Source organism: Nonomuraea sp. SYSU D8015 (genome assembly GCF_008065375.1).
Taxonomy (GTDB): Bacteria; Actinomycetota; Actinomycetes; order Streptosporangiales; family Streptosporangiaceae; genus Nonomuraea.
Genome location: NZ_VJYI01000010.1, coordinates 176639 through 194769 on the forward strand (window position 1 = coordinate 176639; position 18131 = coordinate 194769).

An 18131-nucleotide genomic window follows, 5' to 3' on the forward strand; every position below is an offset into this window, starting at 1 on the left:
GCTGACGTGGAGCCCTTCGGCTTCGCCGGTCCAGCCCGCACGTTCGGGCGGCTTCGGTGATGCGGGCGAGCAGGTTGTCGCGGATCTCCTGGAGCCGACGCTGCCGGGCAGGGTCGATGTGCAAGAGTGGGCACCGAATGCAGGACTCCCTCCACTATGGGGCCGTTCTTCCCAAAGCCTCTGATCTGCAGCTCCCTGAAACCGAATCGGTGATGCCAGAGGAGTCACAGCGAGATGTTCCGGAGAGCGAGAGCCGCTCCGCCTGCCGCCTCAGTACTGTGACTTCGCATGACCGACACCGAGATTGAGATCACCGCAGACCTGGTCCGCGACCTGCTGCAGGAGCAACATCCAGATCTTGCAGGGCTGGCCATCCGCGAGGTGGCGGGCGGCTGGGGCAACCAAATGTGGCGCCTCGGGGACGAGTTGGCCGTGCGCATGCAGCGCATGGACCCTACCCCGGAGCTCCAGCTCAAGGAGCGGCGGTGGCTACCTGTGCTCGCGCCGCGCCTGCCGCTCCCGGTGCCGACCCCGGTGCGGTTCGGCGAACCGTCCGAGCGCTTCCCCAAGCACTGGACCGTGATGACGTGGGTTCCCGGCGAGCCGCTGGACCACGGCTCGATCAGCCGCGGCGCCCACGCGGCCGACACGCTGGCGGGCTTCCTCAGGGCGCTCCATGTGAAGGCGCCCGCCGAGGCCCCGGCCAGTTCGGACTTCGGCGCTCACCCCAAGAGGTGCACGGGCGGCTTCGAGCAGTTCTTGCAGGCCATTGACCCCGACGCCGTCGGCGATGTCCGCGCCGTCCGGGCCGTCTGGGCCGATGCCGTCGCGGCCCCCGAGTGGGAGGGCCCGCCGATGTGGGTGCACGGTGACCTCCATCCCGCGAATGTCGTCGTCTCGGACGGGACGCTCTCGGGCGTGATCGATTTCGGTGCCTTGTTCGCCGGCGATCCGGCGTGGGACCTCGCCGCCGCGTGGGTGCTGCTCCCCGCGGGCACGGCCGCACGGTTCTTCGACGCGTACGGGCACGCGGACGAGGCGGCGATCCGGCGCGCCCGCGGGCTGGCCGCGATGAAGAGCCTCTTCCTGATGCTCATGGGGCAGAACGGAGATCGGGGCCTTCCCGGCGGCAAGCCGAACTGGGGACCTGCAGGCCGGGCGGCACTTGATCGTGTTCTGAAGGGCGTTTGATGTAGTCAGCCCGTCTTGTCCCGGTTCTCAGCTTCCCGAACCACGAGCCGGCCGATTGGTGGCATGCCGATGAGCACCGGCTAGTCCTTCCGTCGCTCCCTGGCGTCAATCTGGCTGATCTCGTCATCGGTGGCGGCGAGGCTGACGGTCAGTTGCTCGACGTCGCCTAGCCATCCTTCACGTTCGGCTTCGGCGATCCTGGCATGGAGGTTCTCACGGATCTCTTCCAGGCGGGGCCGTTCGCCTGTCCCCACGATCAGTACCGGGCATCGAACCAGGCGTGCTCGTGGACACAGCTGCTTCCGTATGCTCGGCCGCACTGCCCCAGGGCCAGCTTGCGCCTCTCGAAGTGTCCGAGGAACTCCTGCCAGGCTCGGTGGGCTTCGAGGGCGTCCGAGGGATAGATCGCCGCGTAGCCCATCGTGGTGTTGATGTTGGATCAGCTGGCTCAGCAACGTAGGTGAGTTCCGGCAACACCTTGGGGAGCTGGAGTCCTCAGTCTGTTCCAAGGTGAGAGTGCGGGTCCTGCGGCTGCGGTCTAGCTGCGGTCTAGCGGAGGCGGGGAAGCAGTTCTTGTCCCAGAAGCGCGATCTGTTCCTCGGTCAGGGGACCGGGCACTGAGAGTGCGACTGATTCGGCGCCGGCCTGGTGGAGTTCGCCGATGGTGGTGGCGCAGTCGTGCGCGGTGCCGCAGACCGTCAGCGTCTCGATCCACTCACGGGGGATCTGGTCAGCGAACTCCTCCAGCGATCCGCATCGGGTGCGAAGTTTGTCCACCTTGTTGGCCAGCCCGGCGGGCTCCAGGTGTGCTCGGCTGGATGGTGAGGCCAGTTCGGCGGCGACCAGCGGGCGCAGGCGTTCTGCGGCCGCGGCCCTGTTCTCGCCAAGGTTGATCGGAGTGCCCACCAGGAGCGTCGCCTGTCCCGAACGTGCGGCTGCGCGTCGCCCTTGGGTGATCAGGTCGGCGGCGTGCCTGATGTAGGCGGGGGTGACCGGCCAGGCCAGGATCACACCGTCGGCGCTGTGACCGGCCAATTCCAGGGACTTGTGGCCTCGAACTCCGGCCAGGACCGGCGGCGCCGCTGCGGGTGGGTGATCCAAGCGGACCGCGTCCAGGTGCACGTAGTCGCCACTGGTGGTCACGGTCTGCCCGGCCAGCAAGGCGCGTACTGCCTCCAACCGCTCGCGGAGCGCGGTCAGGGGGAATGCGGCGCTGCGCCGACCTGGCGCATCCAGTCGGGCATGCCGTGACCGAGCCCGGCCACGATGCGATGCGGGTAGAGGTCAGCGAGGGCAGCGAGTTCCATGGCGGCGAAGGCCGCGTTGCGGGCGGCAGCCGGCAGGATGCCCAGGACCACGGCGATGCGGTTGGTGGCGGCCAGGGCGGCCGACGCGGCGGCGACGCCGCCGGCGAAGAAGCAGTCCTCCGCAAGCCAGATCTCGTCGAACCCGGCGTCCTCGGCGTGCCGGGCGATCGCCGGAATCCGCGGGGGCGGCAACTGCGGCGGCAGGGACAACCCGACCCGGAATGATCTCATTCGAGCTATCAAACCAGGTCAGTGAGGCAGCCGGGAAGGCCCTGCCGGCGCATCAGTTGTCGCTATGCTGCTCGGCGCGGATCGCCCGCATACAGCTCGACCTCGGACTCGGGGGCACAGCCGACTCCTTCACCCGCCGCCCTCAGCATCCCACCGCAACCACCCAAGCGTTACCAAAACTCGCCAACACCGCCGAACCCGCCCTGCAGGCGTTCTCGGGACTGACTGTCCTGAGCCGTCAAGCCTTGAGCGTGTGACAGCGATGTACGTGGTCGTCAACGGCTGGCCCGTGGGCAGCCACCTGAACGAGGTGATGGCCACACGTGGGGGTGTGTGCGTCGGTCACTTCTGCACGTGAGGGGACGATCGCTGCTGGAAGAGAGCACCTGCGAGGCCGTGCCGAGGATGATGAGCTCCCGCGTCCGCCCATCGTAGCCGCGCGTCTTGACAGGCAGCCATACGGCTGCCTAAATTAAAGGCAGCCGAAAGGCTGCATATCGATACGGCAACCCGGGTACGAGGGTGGGCATGGACGAGGTGTTCAAGGCACTGGCCGATCCGAGCCGGCGCGCGCTGCTCGACTCGCTCAACGCCCGCAACGGGCAGACGCTGCGCGAGCTGTGCGCCGGACTTGACATGGCCAGGCAGTCCGTCAGCAAGCACCTCGCGGTGTTGGAGGAGGCCGGGCTCGTCGCCACCGTGCGGCGGGGCCGGGAGAAGCTGCACTACCTCAACGCCGCGCCCGTGCAAGAGATCGCCCACCGGTGGATCAGCCGCTACGACCGGGCCAGGGTCCAAGCCCTGGCGGACCTGAAACTCGCCCTGGAGGAGACCCCGATGGACGCGCCGACCTTCGTCTACACCACCTACATCCGCACCACCCCGCAGAAGCTCTGGCAGGCGCTGACCGAGCCCGCCTTCACCCGCCGCTACTGGGCCACGGAGTTCACTACGGACTGGTCCGTCGGCTCGCCGATGACCTGGGACAACCACGGCGTGCTGATCAGCGACCCGGAGCAGGTCGTGCTGGAGGCCGAACCCTACAGTCGGCTCTCCTACACCTGGCACGCCATCACCCCGGAGCTCGCCAAGCGCTTCGGCTGGGACGAGGAGTTGCTCGCCCGGCTGTCCGGCGAGGCCCGCTCGAAGGTCACCTTCATGATTGAGGAGGCCGGGCAGGTCGTGAAGCTCACCGTCGTGCACGACGGCTTCGAGCCCGGATCGAGCCTGGCCGAGATGGTCAGCCACGGCTGGCCGAACGTGGTGGCGAGCCTGAAGTCGCTGCTTGAGACCGGCGAACCGCTGCCGGCCGATGCGTGACCTCCCGGATCAGGGCTCGACGAGGTCGCGAGGTGCCGCCGGGCCGGCCCGCCTACTAGGCGACCGCTCAGAGGAAGGCGAGCAGCCCGAAGAGCACCGCGGTCGCGCCGAGCGTCATCCAGAAGCCGCCGTGCCTGCGGTAGGCGCGCACGGAGTTGCGCCGGTGCGCCTCCTCGCGGCCGCGCGCCACCCGGACCATATGTGTTAGAGGTTCTAAGTGAGGTGCTCGCTCGTCGGCGTGGTCACCTCAGCTAATCGTCCGAGCCCGCAGCCGACGGCGGTACCTCGACGACGAAGACCAGGAAGGCGAGCTTGTCCGCGAAGTCCTGGAAGTCGTCGGGGAACAGCTCACGGGCGGCCGGGTCGGCCTGCGGCTCGCTGATGACGGCAAGGCGGAAGCCGGCGGTGGTGAAGGCGTCGGTCATCGCGTGCAACGGCCTGGTCCAGAAGGTCATCGGGTAGGACTGTCCGTTGAACGTCCATGCGTCGGTATAGCTGGTGGTGGCGAAATAGCTGGGCCGAGGGTTCTGGGCCAGGTGCTCCACGAAGGGGTGGTTGACCGACGCGATCAGCCGGCCGCCGGGCCTGAGCACTCGCCGCATCTCGGCCAGGGCCGGTCCCCAGTCCTCCAGGTAGTGCAGCACCAGCGACGCGACCACGTCGTCGAACGCGCCGTCGGCGAACGGCAGCGGATCACGCAGGTCGACCACGTGCAGGTCCGCGTCGTCGCCGAGCCGCCGCCTGGCCAGCGCCAGCATCCCGGCGCTGGCGTCGATGCCGGTGACGACGGCACCGCGGTCGCGTAGGGCGGCGGACAGGGGGCCTGAGCCGCAGCCGGCGTCCAGGATCCGGCGGCCGGCCACGTCTCCGGCGAGGGTTATGATCGCGGGCCGCGCCCAGTACGCGTTCATGATGTTGTTCTCGGTCTCCGCCGAGTACGCCTCGGCGAAACCTTCGTAATCGTTCACCTGGTCCGGATCTGCAGCCTGGGTTGCGGTCGAAACCCAGGCAGGCTGCCCTGTGGCGATGTTCTCGGGCAGGTCGGTTGCGCGGTCCATCGTCGCAGCCTAGCGATCTTTGGTCGTGTTTCTGGACGTTCATGTCAAGTTTCCCGATGCACGAGCGCATCGGCGCCGTGAGCCACTCAAACTTCGAGGGCACACAGGTCCAATAGTTCGATGTCACAGGACAATGAGTTTGGACAGCGCGGGGGTCGGTGTTCGCGAGGAGGGCCGGGAGCGTCGGCGAGTCCGGTGAGTCGGCCAAGCCGGGCCTGGTGGTGCATGGCCAAGATCTGCCTGTGACCGTGGGCGCGGCGCTGCGGCCCCATCCGCTTACAACCGATGAGAGCCGACCACCGAGGAGAAGGCCAGTCGCGAGCATCACAGACTTCGTCGCCAGGATTCCGTGCCCGGGAGCCGCACTGGGCTACTGGTCCGTCCTCGATTCGCCGGTGTCCGCCGAGCGCATCGCGCGCCTCGGCTACGACTGCGTGTGCCTGGACGTCCAGCACGGACTGCTGGGCTACTCGGGGCTGCTGAGCGGTCTGACGGCGATCGACGCGGGCGGCGTGTCCGCGGGCTTGGTCAGGGTCGGGGCCAACGATCCTGCCCGCCGCCACCGTGCTGGTCCTCGCCATGATCGAGACCGCGCAGGGGCTGGCGAACATGGAGGCGATCTGCGCGACCCCAGCCACAGGCCCCGCGGGGTGGCGGCGACCTGGGCCAAGCCGGTGGCGGTGCGGGATCGCAGCGCGGCCAAGGCCGGTGTCCAGGCCTCGGAGGGGGTGGCGGGCAGACAGGCGGTCAGGTAGCCGGCGGCGGCTTGGGGGGTGATGGGTTTGGGGACGATGACCGCGGCGGCGGTCAGGGGCCGGCCGGTTTCGCGGATGGCGGTGGTGAACTCGGCGCGGCGGCTTGTCGCCCGGGTGATCGCGGCCAACCGGGGCGACCGCCTGGAAAGGTTCATGCCCTCGGCGGACCCTGCCCGGCGCCGGGTCTGGGCCCCCGTTACATGCGCCACGGACACGGGGATGAGTTCACCGCCCGCGACGCGATGGCCGCCGCACGAGCGGCGATGACGCCGGTCAAGGACATGCACCGCGCCACCACCTTCGAGGCCGGCGATCCCCGCTCGATCGCCCGCAAGGAGTTCGCCACGACGGCCCGAGCCACCGACGAGTGCATCACCAAGGTCGGCCGGCATCGCGCAGGAAGAAACCGACCCTGCCCGGCATCTGACGGCCTGGGAACGCCCGAACCCGTCGCCCTCCTGCACTGAGGGCACTACACATTACGATCCCGCCCGGAACGTCCAGCGGGGTCTTTTCACGCGGCTCATGCACCGCTCGACGGCCTCACTGACGCGACGGTCGCGGGCAGCCCACTTGCCTGGGCTCGCAGTCAGACGGTCTCACCCAACTGTTCGGCCAGCCGCTCCAGGCCACCCTTGATGAGCTGGCCGTACTCGTCGTCGCCAAGCGCGCCGATCCCGTCCCGCGCCTGCTGGAGGTGCTCACGGGCGCGGCCGAGATCGCCCAGCTTGCGATAGCACTCACTCAAGTTCAGGTGCAACGACGGATACAAGCCGGCCACCGAAAGCGGCACCCCGGCTTGGGCCACCCGCTCATCGGTGATCATGCCTGCGGCGGCAAGCGCTCGCAGGTCCCACATCAGCTCCTGGTGCACGTCGTCCTGCACATCGGCCATCGAGTGGGCAAGGACGCAAACATGCAGCGGGTCGCCTTGCTCGCCGCCGATGTCGTCCCAGATCTGCGCGAACAACTCGCGGGCGGCTTCACGCTGACCTTGATGGTGATGTAACTCCACCCCCTGGCCGATCCGGGCCATCGTGGGGTCGGCGGTCATGAGCGGCTCCTTCGCTGTCGCAGGCGATCATGGTCAGCCTACTTGCCTTACGTGGCTTGACGACCTTCAACCGGCTGATCAGCAGGTTCGCTCGACAACCCCAGATGACCATCGGAGGCGGCAGCGGCGAGCAGCCCGGTGTAGGAGCCGCATTTTGCTGTCGAAATCCGAATCTCCGTGTCAGTCGGCCGTCGGATTCGACTTGCCGAGCGGACCGGCAGGCTAGGGGTGCCACTCCACGGCTGGTCTACCTGCAGTTCAGCGACCGCTACACGCTTTTCGCGGAAGCCGCCGCCGACCTTGTCGGACGGCGTTCGTCGCCGCCGGGACCGGCGCCATCGTCCACGACTGGCTGATCAATGGCGCAGACCCTCTCGACCCGCAGGAACTGGCGCACCGCCTGCTCCGCCTCGCCGCGGTGTTGACCGACCGCCGCCCCTTCCGTCCCGAGCAAGGACACGATGAATGAAATCGAACCTGAGCAGCCGTCTCATCCGACGCATCCTGCGTCTTCCCGCCCCGTCGACCAGGGATCTCGCCGTCCAACGTGATATGCCGGTGCCGATGCGCGATGGGGCGGTCCTGCTGGCCGACCGCTGGGCCCCACGATCCGGGGAGGGCGATGGCTTGCCGACAGCGCTCGTCCGCATTCCGTACGGCCGGACCGGGGTGATCGCGACGATGGTGGCCAGGCCGCTGGCCGAGCGGGGGTTCCAGGTGCTGGTCCAAAGCACCCGCGGGACGTTCGGCTCCGGCGGCGCGTTCGATCCTCTGCGGTGCGAGCGTGAGGACGGGCTGGACACCCTGGAGTGGGGCCAGGCCGACGTCGCCGCCATCGGCCGCCACTCCGACTATTTCCAGGCTTGCCTGGCCCACGACGCGGAGTCGCCGTACTGGAAGGTGCTCGACCACAGCCATCGGGTGCCCGACATCAGCGTGCCGGTCAGCTCGGTCGGCGGTTGGTACGACATCTTCCTGCCCGGCCAGCTCCGTGACCACCAGGCGCTGCAGGCGGCCGGACGGCACGCCCGGATCACGATCGGCCCCTGGCCGCACGCCTCACTCCACGTGACCGCGACCGCAACCGCCGAGGCACTCGACTTCGGCCTGGCCCACGCGCGCGGCGAGAAGCCGGAAGACCGCGCCCCAGTGCGCCTGTTCGTCATGGGGGAGGAAGCCTGGCGCGACTTCTCCTCCTGGCCGCCGCCCGGATACCCATCGCAGCGCTTCCACCTTCAGCCCGGTGGCGCCCTGGCCGCCGACGTGCCCGGCGAGTCCGAGCCGGACGGATACCGCTACGACCCTGGCGACCCGACCCCGGCCGTCGGCGGCGTCCGCATGGCCATGGGCGTCCAGGCCGGCCGCGTCGACAACACCGAGCTCGAAGCCCGGCCCGACGTGCTGACCTCCACCACCGGAGAGCTGGCCCGGGACGCCGAGGTGATCGGAGAGATCAGCGCCGAGATCTGGTTCCGCTCCAGCCTGCCGTACGCCGATGTGTTCGTCCGGCTGCGCGACGTCGACGCGCAGGGCCGCTCGACCAACGTGTGCGACGGCCTGATCAGCCTCACCGGCGCCGACCAGACCTCGTGTGCGACGGTGCGGCTGTGGCCGACGGCCTATCGCTTCAAGCGCGGCCACCGCATCCGCGTGCAGGTGTCCAGCGGCGCCTTCCCGCGCTACGACCGCAACCCCGGTACCGGCGAACCACGGGCGACCGCTGCAACCCTCCGCGCCGCCGACCAGGAGGTCTTCCATGATCCCGCACACCCCTCGGCTGTGATCCTGCCGATCCGGCAGGACCGGACGGATCCTGAAGCGCCACCGGTCAGCCCATCACCCGATCGCTGACCGCCTACGACGACTGACCCACTGAGGATTATTCGTCTAGAGGGTGGCCAGGTTGACGATGATTTCACCCCTAAGCAGCCCACCAAGGCGATCATCCAGGTGCTCGCCAAGCTCTTCGCCCAGCCTGTGGAGAAGAGCATCCAGCCGATCATCGGGCTCATGGAGCATCCGCCCGCCGGGCGGCTGCTCGCCTACGACCGGCGCACCCCGGTCGACCCGTCACTGCCGACCCTCGACCCGGTCGGCGCCCGCTGCCTGTACGAGCAGACCCGCCACCTGCTCGGCTAGATCGAGACGACTTAAGACTTACTCGTCCGGTCTTACGGCGGGACGCCCGCCGGCGTGTCGAGCGCGCGGCTGAGCGCCATCCCGGTGAGCTGCAGCGGCCGGGTCAGCGACCAGGCGTGGCCGTCGTTGGGCACCACCAGCCCGAGTGCGTCGATCACCTGCCCGGCCACCCGCACCGGCACGGAGATCCCGGTCGGGTCCGGGTGGATGCGGCGGGGCAGAAGGCGAAACCGTGCCGGCGCACGTCGGCGAGTGCGGCGCGCAGCGTGCGCTGGTCGGTGATGGTGTGCTCGGTGAACGCCGGCAGCGGCGCGCTCAGGACGCGGTTCCTGACCTCGGGGGAAGCGTGCGCCAGGAGCACCAGCCCCGAGGAGGAGGCGTTCAGCGGCAGCGCGGCTCCTCGGCGCGACCGCCAACCCCACCGGCGCCTGGACGGCCCACCGCCGCGAACGCCGCGGGCGAACCGCTATGCCGAGCTGTGGGTGTCGTTCGGGGCAGATCGGATGTCCGCGGCACCCCCCTCCAGGAGTGCGCTGCTCGTCCAGGGGATTCAGCCCGGCGATCCCCGTCAGGCAGGGTCGGCGGCCGAGCGGGGGAACTGCTCGGCCAGCCCGTCGAGGCCGACGAGCGGCGCGGACAGCAGCTCGCGGACGCGGCGGTCGCGCAGGCGCAACGCCTCGTGCTGCGCGCCGGTGAGCGGGATCCACGGCTTCGGGTGCGGCGGGAGCCGCGGCGGCAGGGGCCGCCCGGCGATGTAGGTGACCTCGTTGACCAGCCGCCGGTCGGCGACGCGGCACCGCCGGTGCGCGTCCACCAGCTCGAATTCGCCTTCCTGGAGCGTGAACACGGCGAGGTCGGCGCGGGCGCCGACGGCCAGCGTGCCGATCCCGCCCGGCAGGTTCAGCGCCCGGGCCGGGCGCACGGTCGCCGCCGCGACCACGTCGTGCAGCGGCAGGCCGGCGGCCAGCAGCTTGGTCATCGTGGTGGGCAGGTCGAACACGGGCCCGTACAGGGAGCGGGCGTGCAGGTCGGAGGAGATCGTGTGCGGGGTCACGCCGGCCTTCAGCTGCGCTTCGAGCACGTCGAAGGCGAAGCCGCCGGAGCCGTGCCCGATGTCGAACAGCACGCCCGCGGTGTGCGCCTCGATCACGGCGGGCGTCACCGTCGTGCCGTCGACCATGCCGGAGGCCAGCCCGCTGGCGCAGTGCGTGACGATGTCGCCGGGGCGCAGCAGGCCGAGCACCTCGTCCACGGCGGGCGGGGCGACGCCGATGTGCACCATCACGGGGACGCCGCCGGTCTCGGCCACCGCGATCGCGCGGCGCAGCGGCTCCAGCCCGTTGTCGCCGACGGTCTTGCCGTCCATGCGGACCTTCACCCCGAAGATCATGTCACGGTTGGCGGCGAGGGTGGCGGCGGCCAGGTCGACGTCGCAGTTGGCCAGCTCCCGGCTCTCGCCGTCGGGCGCGGTCAGGCCGACGGCGGAGATGTTGAGCAGCGCTGCCACGCGCACCCGGACGTCGCCGATCGCCGCGCGCAGGGAGTCGATGGCGTACGCGCCGGCCGAGCCGGCGTCGACCCAGGTCGTGACCCCGGAGTACCAGGCGACGGCGTCGGGGTCGATCCCCCAGTAGGTGGCTCCCGGATGCACGTGCGTGTGCAGGTCCACCAGGCCGGGAGTGATCAGTTTGCCGCGGGCGTCGATCACCTCGCGGGCGGTGTGCCGGGGCAGGCCGGGGGCGACCGCGGCGATCCGGCCGCCGCGCACGCCGACGTCGAACCGGCCGACGTGGCCGCCGCCGACGTCGATGACCTCGCCGCCGGCCAGCAGCAGATCGTAGGACATGCTTCTCCTAGGGCTTGGCGGACGAGATCGGCTCAGCGGACGAGGTCGGCTCAGCGGACGAGGTCGGCTCAGCGGACGAGGTCGGCTCAGCGGACGAGGTCGGCTCAGCGGACGAGGTCGGTTCGGCGGGCGGGGTCTCGCCCATGAGCGCGCTGCCGATGCCGAGGCGGTAGAGCCTGGTCGGCCGGCCCTTGCGGTGCATCTGCTCGGTGCCTTCCTCCGTGACCAGGCCCGACTCGCTGAGCTTGCGGATCAGGCGGCGTCCGCTCGGATCCGTGATGCCGAGCGCGGCGGCGAGGTCGCTGGGCGAGACGAGGCGGCCTTCGAGGCTGCGTTCGAGCGCGGCCAGCCGGGACAGGGTCGCCGGGCTCAGGCCGGCTCGGCGGGCGAGCCCCTCGAGGTCGCCGCCGTGGTCGCGGTAGGTGAAGGCGAGCGGGGAGCCGGCGTCGCTCACGGGGCCGCTCATCGGGCCGATGATGACCCCGCTGTCCTCGACCAGGTACGCCGACGGCACGCTCTCCTGCTCGGCGCGCGAGGCCGCCCATTCGGCGAGCTGGACGCAGGTGCGGGCGGAGGCGCCCACGCCGAACCCGGCGGCCAGGCGGATGCCGAGCGAGTCCTGCGCCCGGGCGAGGATCGGCAGGGAGACCCAGTTGTGGGTGACGTGCTCGAACAGCGCCTTGTGGGCGAAGACCACGACACCCCTGCGGTCGCGGTCCTCGATCCACGCGTCGCTGAACTCGGGCGTGTTGACCAGCAGGTTCATCAGCCCGATCCGGGCCCGGTCGAGGTCGGCCTGGGAGTCCTGGGTGACGACGAGGAAGACGCCGGCGGCGAAGCGCTGCCCGCTGGCCTGCCGGGACTGGATGCGCAGCGCGAGCTCGTGCAGGTTGGCCCGGATCGTGGCCGGGCCGGGGAGCGCGTTGAGCACGGTGACGGAGCCGGCCAGCCGGGCGGTGACCGCGGTGCGCAGGCTGATGGCGTAGGCGGCGCCGGTGCGCTCGCGGAAGCGGCGGTGGAAGTCCACGATCTCCTCGACGCTCTGCCCCGGATCGTACGGCAGGCAGGCGACCTGGTCCCGGTCGAGCTCGAGCGCCTGGACGACCTCGTCGACCGTCTCGGGGTCGAAGGTGTCGACGCTGACCGGCGTGGCCGGCCGGCCACGCGCCAGGGCCCGGAAGAACGCGATCGACAGGTCGAGGCCGGCGGACTTGGTGACCGTGACCGACAGATCGGCGGGCAGCAGGTCGCGGGACCTGGTGAAGGGAACCTGCCCGAGCAGCAGCCCGTTCAGCTGCTCGCGGCCGAGGAGCTCCTGGACCCGCGGGCGTATCTCGTCCTCGTGCTCGTAGAGGACCCACTCCAGGCGCACGCCGGAGAGGGTGCGGGCCGCCTCCTCGAAGACGGCGCGGTGACTCGTGTGGGCGACGAGTCCGATCACGATCGCCATGATCCCCCTATACGACCTATGTCCGGAAATGGTTCGCAGGACACCCCTTTTTACGAACTGCACTGTTGACGCAGCGTCCCCAGGGGAGCATCCTGATCCCACCTTACTACGAACTACTTACGAACATGGTCCGTTAAGGAGGGGCAATGAAAGGAATGACCCGGCGCGCGCTGATCGCCGCGGCGGCCGGCGCGCTGCTCGCCACGACAGCGTGCAACGTCGACTCGGGCGCCACCACCGCGAGCAGCCCCGCGGCAGGCGGGACGGCGAGCGCCGCGCCCAAGGCGCTCAAGGTGGGCTGGTCCACGATCTACCTGGCGCCGTCGTGGATGCAGCAGACCCTGAAGATGCTCGAAGACGACGTCGCGCGGCTGAAGGGCGAGGGCAAGGTCGCCAGTTACGAGACCTTCAACGCCAACGGCGACACCTCCCAGCAGATCGCCCAGATCCAGGCGATGATCACCCAGAAGTACGACGTCATCCTCGTCGACGCCGGCTCCTCCACGGCGCTCAACCCCGTGATGGAGCAGGCGGTGGCGGCGGGCATCGTGGTGGCCAACTTCGACAGCCTGGTGACCAGCGACAAGGTCATCAGGGTCGGCACCGACCAGGTCGAGTGGGGCCGGATGACCGCCCAGTGGCTGGCCGACAAGCTCGGCGGCAAGGGCGAGATCATCGCGATGAACGGCCCGGCCGGCGTGTCGGTCAGCGAGGAGCGCTGGAAGGGGGCCGAGGAGGTCTTCAAGAAGTACCCGGACATCAAGATCGCGGCCAACGTGCACAGCGAGTACAACCTGGCGCCGGCGGCGCAGGCGTTCGCCTCGGCCTACTCCGCCAACCCGGACATCACCGGCGTGTTCTCCCAGGGCGGCGCACTGTCCGCGGCGGCCCTGCAGACCCTGGTGAAGCAGGACAGGAAGCTGGTCCCGATCACCGGCGAGAACTACAACGGCTTCCTCAAGATGTGGGCCGAGAAGCGCAGGGAGGGGTTCTCCTCCATCGCCACGGCGCAGCCGAACTACCTGTCGGTGATCGCCCTCCAGGCGGCCGTGGCCAAGGCCGGGGGCGCGAACGTCCCCATGAACATCACGGTCCCCCTCCCCGAGATCACAGACGAGAACCTCGACCAGTTCGTCAAGCCCGACCAGCCCGACGACTCGTACCCGATCCAGCCGCTCCCGCAGGGCGAGATCGACAAGCTGATCGCCGGCAAGTAGCGGAGGAAACCGCGGATGACCCTGCTGAACGTCGAGCGGGTGTCGAAGTCCTTCGCCGGGGTCACCGTCCTGCGCGAGGTCAGCTTCGACATACAACCCGGAGAGGTGCTCGCCCTCGTGGGCGAGAACGGCGCCGGGAAGAGCACCGTCCTGTCGTTGATCACCGGCCTGCTCGCCCCTGACTCCGGGACGATCAGGTACGCCGGCGAGCCGGTCCGCGCGTGGTCCCCGCACCGCGCCCGGGCCGCCGGCATCGCCTCGGTCCACCAGGAGCTGAGCCTCAATCCGCACCAGAGCGTGGCCCAGAACGTCTTCCTCGGCGCCTGGCCCGCCCGCCGCGGCCTGGTGCGCCACCGCGACCTGGCGGCCCGCGCCCGCCCGCTGCTGGAACGCGTGGGACTCGACGCCGACCCCAGGACGCCCGCCGGGCGGCTGCCGCTCGGCGCGCAGCAGCTGGTGGAGCTGGCCAAGGCGCTGGCCGCGGACCCGCGCCTGCTCATCCTCGACGAGGCCACGTCCGCGCTCGACGACGACCAGGTCCGCGCGGTCTTCCGGGTGGCCGGCGAGCTGCGCGAGCGGGGCGGCTCCGTGGTGATCGTCAGCCACCGGATGGGCGAGCTGCTGTCGATCAGCGACCGGCTGACCGTCCTCAAGGACGGCGAGGTGATGGCCACCCGCAGGCGCGCCGAGACCGACCACGACGACCTCGTCCGGCTGATGGTGGGGCGGGAGCTGTCGGACATGTTCCCGGCCAAGCCGGACTCCTCCCCGGTGGAGCCCGTGCTGCGTGTCAGCGGGCTCGCCGTCCCCGGCTCGCGCGCCGGGGTCGACCTGGAGCTGGCGCCCGGCCGGATCGTCGGGCTGGGCGGGCTGCAGGGCCAGGGGCAGCGGGAGGTGCTGCGGGCCCTGTTCGGGCTGCGTCCCCACGGCGGCCGGATCGAGCTGGACGGCCGGCCCTGCCGCCTCGCCTCGCCCCGGGAGGCCATCCGCCGGGGCGTCGGGTACGTGCCGGAAGACCGCAAGACCGAGGGGCTCCACGTGGTGCGCAGCGTCCGCGACAACCTCGCGCTGACCAGCCTGCGCACCCTCGCCCCGGCCCGCGCCCTGACGACCGTCTCCCGGCGGCGCGAGAGCGAGCTGGTAGGCGAGCTGATCAGGCGGATGCGGATCAAGGCGGCCTCGCCCGCCCAGGAGGCGCGTCGGCTGTCCGGCGGCAACCAGCAGAAGGTCGCCCTGGCCAAGTGGCTGCCCAACCGGCCACGGGTGCTGCTGCTGGCGGAGCCGACCCGGGGCATCGACGTCGGCACCAAGCGGGAGATCTACCACCTGCTGCGCGAGCTGGCCGCCGAGGGCATGGCGGTGCTCGTCACCTCGGGCGACACCATGGAGCTGGTCGGACTGTGCGACGAGGTCCTCGTGATGTACGAGGGCGCGGTCGTGGACCGGCTGGCCGGCGCGGAGCTGACCGAGGAACGCCTGGTCCACGCCTCGGTGGCGGGCCGGGCCGCGGCCGGGGAGGTGTCGCGTGCGTGATCGCCTGCGAGGGCGCGCCGTGCGCGGCGACCTCGATCTCGTCTGGCTCGGCGCGCTGCTCCTCGTCGCGCTGGCCGTCTACTGGCGGCTCGACCCCACGCTGCCCCGCCCGGCGACGATCACGATCCTGTCGGCGCAGTTCCTGCCGCTGATCCTGGCCGCGGCCGGCCAGACCGTCGTCATGCTCACCGGGGGCATCGACCTGTCACTGGGCGCCGTGCTGTCGCTCGGCATGGCGGTGTTCGTGACGAACCCCGCGGGGAACGTGGTGGCCTCCATGGCGCTCGCCCTGGCCGTCACCGTGCTGGCCGGCGCGGCGAACGGCGCTCTGGTCGCCTACGCCGGGCTGCCGCCGATCATCGTCACGCTGGCGGCGTCCTTCCTGTGGGCAGGGGTGACGCTGATCGTGCTGCCGCAGCCCGGCGGGCAGGTGCCGGCCGAGCTGGTGCGGGCGTACAACATGGGCTGGTACGGGCTCGCCCTCCCGGCGATCGCCATCGGCCTGGCCCTGGCGGTCTGGAAGCTGGTCAAGACCACGCGGTTCGGCCTGGCGCTGTACGCGGTGGGCGGCAACGAGCACGGGGCGTTCGCCAACGGCATCGACACCCGCCGCGTCAAGATCGCCGCGTACGGCTTCGCGGGCCTGTTCACCGGCCTGGCCGGCATCGGCCTGGCGATCCAGACCGGGTCGGGGGACCCGACGATCGGCACCCCGTACACGTTGAACTCCATCGCGGTCGCGGTGCTCGGCGGGATCAGCTTCTTCGGCGGCGTCGGGCGGATGCGGGGCACGCTGCTCGGCGCGCTGCTGTTCGGCCTGCTGTCCAACCTGCTGCTGTTCACCGGGATCTCGACCTTCTACCAGCTGATCCTGCAAGGTGTCGTGCTCGTCGTCGCCGTCGCGGTGAAGACGCTGGCGGCCAGAGAGAGGGTGGCATGATGGCGGCGCTCACGGCGCTGCGCGGCAACCGGCCGCTGTGGGCCTTCGGGGTGCTGGTGGTGACCTGGCTGGCGGCGATCCTGTTCGCCGGCGGGTTCGACAGCGTCGCGAGCGTGCGCTACCTGGTGCAGACGGCCTCGTTCCTCGGCATCGTGGCCGTGGGACAGACGCTCGTGGTGATGATGAGCGGGATCGACCTGTCGGTCTCGGCGGTCGTGGGGCTGTCGGCCGTCGTGTGCGCGCAGGTCGCCGCGGGGTCTGGCGGCACGGTCGCCGTCCTGGTGGCGCTGGCGGTCAGCGCGCTGGTCGGGCTGGTCAACGCCGCAGGGCTGATCTGGCTGCGCCTGCCGCCGATGGTCATGACGCTGGCGACCGGGACGGTGATCTCCGGCGCGCTGCTCATCTACACGGGCGGCTCGCCCCGCTCGGCCCGCATCCCGCTGCTGGACGCGCTCGCCAACGGCAGCGTGGCCGGGATCCCGCTGGCCACGATCCTGTGGCTGGCGATCACGGCCGTCGCCGTCTGGTTGCTGCACCTGTCGCGCCTGGGACGCTACGCCTTCGCGTTGGGCACCAGCGAGCCGGCCTCGCGGGCCTCGGGCGTGCCGGTCCCGGTGACCACGCTCGCGATGTACGCGGCCTGCGCGCTGCTGGCCGGCGTCGCCGGGCTGGTGCTGCTCGGCTTCACCGGCACCAGTTCGCTGACCATGGGGAATCCGTACCAGCTGCTGTCGATCGCCTCGGTCGTCCTGGGCGGCACGTCCATCCTGGGCGGGCGCGGGCACGTGCTCGGGACGGTGGCCGGGGCGCTGCTGCTGACGCTGCTGACGGCGCTGCTGGTGGCGTGGAACCTGGGGGAGGGGCCGCGCCAGGTCGCGCTGGGGCTGCTCATCATCGCGCTGCTGCTCGTCTACGCCCGTGAACGGCGGACGACGTGACGGCGCAGGCGGAGGCGCTGCTGCGGGAGCTGGTCCGCACGCCGAGCGTCAACCCGCGCGACGGATCGGGGCCGGGGGAGGCGATGCTGGCGGCGGTCGTCCAGCGGTGGCTCCTCTACCACGGGATCGCGGCGGAGACGCACGAGGTGCTGCCCGGCCGGCCCAACGTGGTGGCGGTGGTGCCCGGCCGCGACGCCCGCGCGATCCTGCTGGAGTCGCATCTGGACACCGTCGAGATCGACGGCATGACCGTGGACCCGTACGCGGGCGAGGTGCGCGACGGGCGGCTGTACGGCCGGGGCGCCTGCGACGCGAAGGGGCCGCTGGCCGCGTTCATGCTCGCCGCCGCGCAGCTGGCCGCCGGTCCGCTCCCGCCGCACACGGTGGTGCTGGCCGCCGTCGTGGACGAGGAGTACCGCTACCGGGGGGTGCTGGGCCTGCTCGACGACCTCCCCGTGCCGGAGGTGATCGGGGCGGTGGTCGGCGAGCCGACCGGGCTGGCGGCGGCGACCGCGCACAAGGGCGTGGTGCGGTACACGATGCGCACGCTGGGCCGGGCGGGCCACACCTCCCGGCCGGCGGAGGCGGTCAACGCGGTCTCGCTGATGGCCCGCGTGATCGGCCACCTCGACGCCGCCCCGCCGGAGATCCCCGCCCATCCGCTGCTCGGCCCCGCCACCAGGTGCGTCACGCGCATCCACGGCGGCAGCGGCCCGAACATCGTGCCCGGGCGCTGCGAGATCGACGTCGACCGGCGCACGCTCCCCGGCGAGGATCCGCTGGAGGTGTGGCGGCGCGAGGGGGAGGAGCTGGAGCGGCTGCTGCCCGGGCGGATCGAGCTCGACCCGCCGTTCAACGTGGACTACGCGCTGGACACCCCGGCCGGCAGCCCGATCGTCGCCGCGCTGTGCGGCGCGCTCGCCGATCGCGGGCGGGACGCGAGCGTGCGGGGCATGCCGTTCTGCACGGACGCCAGCAAGCTCGCGCGGGCCGGCATCCCGGCGGTGGTCTTCGGGCCGGGCTCGATCCTCGACGCGCACTCCGCCGACGAGTCGGTGGCCCTGGCCGACGTGGCATTCGCCGCCGAGGTGGTCACCGACCTGGCCCGCCGGGTGGAGGTGGGCGCGTGCGGCTGACCTGTCGCGCGCACCC

General features: G+C 70.9%; 21 protein-coding genes. 11 read left to right on the forward strand and 10 right to left on the reverse strand.

Annotated elements, in window-relative coordinates:
- Positions 1-288 precede the first annotated feature (288 nt).
- Complete coding sequence (locus tag ID574_RS35145; protein WP_188193307.1) at positions 289-1191, forward strand: aminoglycoside phosphotransferase family protein; 903 nt, start codon at positions 289-291, stop codon at positions 1189-1191.
- An 80-nt stretch (positions 1192-1271) separates the two neighbouring features.
- Here the strand turns inward: ID574_RS35145 and ID574_RS35150 are convergent, their stop codons facing one another.
- The 3 genes from ID574_RS35150 to ID574_RS63010 form a co-directional block, all read right to left on the reverse strand.
- Positions 1272-1445, reverse strand: coding sequence for a hypothetical protein (locus ID574_RS35150; RefSeq protein ID WP_188193308.1), 174 nt, complete (start codon positions 1443-1445; stop codon positions 1272-1274).
- Between the two features lie 295 nt (positions 1446-1740).
- The gene (locus tag ID574_RS63005; RefSeq protein ID WP_262496085.1) at positions 1741-2352 is read right to left on the reverse strand and encodes an LLM class flavin-dependent oxidoreductase; all 612 of its coding nucleotides are present in this window, start codon (positions 2350-2352) and stop codon (positions 1741-1743) included.
- Between the two features lie 35 nt (positions 2353-2387).
- Entirely contained in the window at positions 2388-2729 is a 342-nt protein-coding gene (locus ID574_RS63010) for an LLM class flavin-dependent oxidoreductase (RefSeq protein ID WP_188193309.1), read from the reverse strand.
- A gap of 528 nt (positions 2730-3257) precedes the next feature.
- Here ID574_RS63010 and ID574_RS35165 point away from each other — a divergent pair.
- Positions 3258-4049: an ArsR/SmtB family transcription factor gene (locus ID574_RS35165; protein WP_188193310.1), complete on the forward strand. Its 792-nt coding sequence runs from the start codon at positions 3258-3260 to the stop codon at positions 4047-4049.
- 67 nt (positions 4050-4116) lie between these two features.
- Here the strand turns inward: ID574_RS35165 and ID574_RS61890 are convergent, their stop codons facing one another.
- Positions 4117-4239, reverse strand: a complete 123-nt coding sequence (locus tag ID574_RS61890; protein ID WP_262496086.1) for a hypothetical protein — start codon at positions 4237-4239, stop codon at positions 4117-4119.
- A 61-nt stretch (positions 4240-4300) separates the two neighbouring features.
- A complete protein-coding gene (locus tag ID574_RS35170) occupies positions 4301-5107 on the reverse strand; it encodes a class I SAM-dependent methyltransferase (RefSeq protein ID WP_188193311.1) in 807 nt (268 codons plus the stop codon).
- Between the two features lie 395 nt (positions 5108-5502).
- Here ID574_RS35170 and ID574_RS60405 point away from each other — a divergent pair, with 395 nt between their 5' ends.
- Together ID574_RS60405 and ID574_RS35180 are read left to right on the forward strand one after the other, a co-directional pair.
- The gene (locus ID574_RS60405; RefSeq protein ID WP_223167384.1) at positions 5503-5862 is read left to right on the forward strand and encodes an HpcH/HpaI aldolase family protein; all 360 of its coding nucleotides are present in this window, start codon (positions 5503-5505) and stop codon (positions 5860-5862) included.
- A 200-nt stretch (positions 5863-6062) separates the two neighbouring features.
- On the forward strand, positions 6063-6329 hold the full coding sequence (locus ID574_RS35180) for a hypothetical protein (protein ID WP_188193312.1): 267 nt from the start codon (positions 6063-6065) through the stop codon (positions 6327-6329).
- 122 nt (positions 6330-6451) lie between these two features.
- Here ID574_RS35180 and ID574_RS35185 read toward each other — a convergent pair whose 3' ends face one another.
- Entirely contained in the window at positions 6452-6916 is a 465-nt protein-coding gene (locus tag ID574_RS35185) for a hypothetical protein (protein ID WP_188193313.1), read from the reverse strand.
- 465 nt (positions 6917-7381) lie between these two features.
- Between ID574_RS35185 and ID574_RS35190 the strand changes: the two genes are divergently transcribed.
- Together ID574_RS35190 and ID574_RS35195 are read left to right on the forward strand one after the other, a co-directional pair.
- Positions 7382-8767, forward strand: a complete 1386-nt coding sequence (locus ID574_RS35190) for a CocE/NonD family hydrolase (protein ID WP_188193314.1) — start codon at positions 7382-7384, stop codon at positions 8765-8767.
- A gap of 99 nt (positions 8768-8866) precedes the next feature.
- Positions 8867-9055 carry a hypothetical protein gene (locus ID574_RS35195; protein ID WP_188193315.1) on the forward strand — a complete coding sequence of 63 codons (189 nt, stop codon included), beginning with the start codon at positions 8867-8869 and terminating at the stop codon, positions 9053-9055.
- Between the two features lie 32 nt (positions 9056-9087).
- Here ID574_RS35195 and ID574_RS60410 read toward each other — a convergent pair whose 3' ends face one another.
- The 4 genes from ID574_RS60410 to ID574_RS35210 form a co-directional block, all read right to left on the reverse strand.
- Positions 9088-9237: a hypothetical protein gene (locus ID574_RS60410; protein ID WP_223167385.1), complete on the reverse strand. Its 150-nt coding sequence runs from the start codon at positions 9235-9237 to the stop codon at positions 9088-9090.
- Positions 9210-9416 carry an IclR family transcriptional regulator C-terminal domain-containing protein gene (locus tag ID574_RS35200; protein ID WP_262496087.1) on the reverse strand — a complete coding sequence of 69 codons (207 nt, stop codon included), beginning with the start codon at positions 9414-9416 and terminating at the stop codon, positions 9210-9212. The genes ID574_RS60410 and ID574_RS35200 overlap by 28 nt, the downstream gene beginning before the upstream one ends.
- Positions 9417-9623: 207 nt before the next feature.
- A complete protein-coding gene (locus ID574_RS35205; RefSeq protein WP_188193316.1) occupies positions 9624-10901 on the reverse strand; it encodes an amidohydrolase/deacetylase family metallohydrolase in 1278 nt (425 codons plus the stop codon).
- A 7-nt stretch (positions 10902-10908) separates the two neighbouring features.
- Entirely contained in the window at positions 10909-12351 is a 1443-nt protein-coding gene (locus tag ID574_RS35210; RefSeq protein WP_223167386.1) for a helix-turn-helix domain-containing protein, read from the reverse strand.
- 146 nt (positions 12352-12497) lie between these two features.
- Between ID574_RS35210 and ID574_RS35215 the strand changes: the two genes are divergently transcribed.
- From ID574_RS35215 to ID574_RS35235, 5 genes are read left to right on the forward strand one after another with little or no spacing between them, the layout of a single operon-like run.
- Positions 12498-13568, forward strand: a complete 1071-nt coding sequence (locus ID574_RS35215) for an ABC transporter substrate-binding protein (RefSeq protein WP_188193317.1) — start codon at positions 12498-12500, stop codon at positions 13566-13568.
- Positions 13569-13583: 15 nt separating this feature from the next.
- Positions 13584-15101: a sugar ABC transporter ATP-binding protein gene (locus ID574_RS35220; RefSeq protein WP_188193318.1), complete on the forward strand. Its 1518-nt coding sequence runs from the start codon at positions 13584-13586 to the stop codon at positions 15099-15101.
- Positions 15094-16041: an ABC transporter permease gene (locus ID574_RS35225; RefSeq protein ID WP_188193319.1), complete on the forward strand. Its 948-nt coding sequence runs from the start codon at positions 15094-15096 to the stop codon at positions 16039-16041. Before ID574_RS35220 ends, ID574_RS35225 begins: the two co-directional genes overlap by 8 nt.
- Positions 16038-16979: an ABC transporter permease gene (locus ID574_RS35230; protein WP_188193320.1), complete on the forward strand. Its 942-nt coding sequence runs from the start codon at positions 16038-16040 to the stop codon at positions 16977-16979. Before ID574_RS35225 ends, ID574_RS35230 begins: the two co-directional genes overlap by 4 nt.
- On the forward strand, positions 16976-18115 hold the full coding sequence (locus ID574_RS35235) for a M20 family metallopeptidase (protein ID WP_188193321.1): 1140 nt from the start codon (positions 16976-16978) through the stop codon (positions 18113-18115). Before ID574_RS35230 ends, ID574_RS35235 begins: the two co-directional genes overlap by 4 nt.
- Positions 18116-18131: the final 16 nt, after the last annotated feature.

Excerpts from the sequence above, each read along its gene's own strand:
- ID574_RS35145 (WP_188193307.1), top strand. The coding sequence starts at position 289 with ATGACCGACACCGAGATTGAGATCACCGCAGACCTGGTCCGCGACCTG.
- ID574_RS63010 (WP_188193309.1), bottom strand. The coding sequence starts at position 2,729 with ATGAGATCATTCCGGGTCGGGTTGTCCCTGCCGCCGCAGTTGCCGCCC.
- ID574_RS35165 (WP_188193310.1), top strand. The coding sequence starts at position 3,258 with ATGGACGAGGTGTTCAAGGCACTGGCCGATCCGAGCCGGCGCGCGCTG.
- ID574_RS35170 (WP_188193311.1), bottom strand. The coding sequence starts at position 5,107 with ATGGACCGCGCAACCGACCTGCCCGAGAACATCGCCACAGGGCAGCCT.
- ID574_RS35180 (WP_188193312.1), top strand. The coding sequence starts at position 6,063 with ATGCGCCACGGACACGGGGATGAGTTCACCGCCCGCGACGCGATGGCC.
- ID574_RS35185 (WP_188193313.1), bottom strand. The coding sequence starts at position 6,916 with ATGACCGCCGACCCCACGATGGCCCGGATCGGCCAGGGGGTGGAGTTA.
- ID574_RS35190 (WP_188193314.1), top strand. The coding sequence starts at position 7,382 with ATGAAATCGAACCTGAGCAGCCGTCTCATCCGACGCATCCTGCGTCTT.
- ID574_RS35205 (WP_188193316.1), bottom strand. The coding sequence starts at position 10,901 with ATGTCCTACGATCTGCTGCTGGCCGGCGGCGAGGTCATCGACGTCGGC.
- ID574_RS35210 (WP_223167386.1), bottom strand. The coding sequence starts at position 12,351 with ATGGCGATCGTGATCGGACTCGTCGCCCACACGAGTCACCGCGCCGTC.
- ID574_RS35215 (WP_188193317.1), top strand. The coding sequence starts at position 12,498 with ATGAAAGGAATGACCCGGCGCGCGCTGATCGCCGCGGCGGCCGGCGCG.
- ID574_RS35220 (WP_188193318.1), top strand. The coding sequence starts at position 13,584 with ATGACCCTGCTGAACGTCGAGCGGGTGTCGAAGTCCTTCGCCGGGGTC.
- ID574_RS35230 (WP_188193320.1), top strand. The coding sequence starts at position 16,038 with ATGATGGCGGCGCTCACGGCGCTGCGCGGCAACCGGCCGCTGTGGGCC.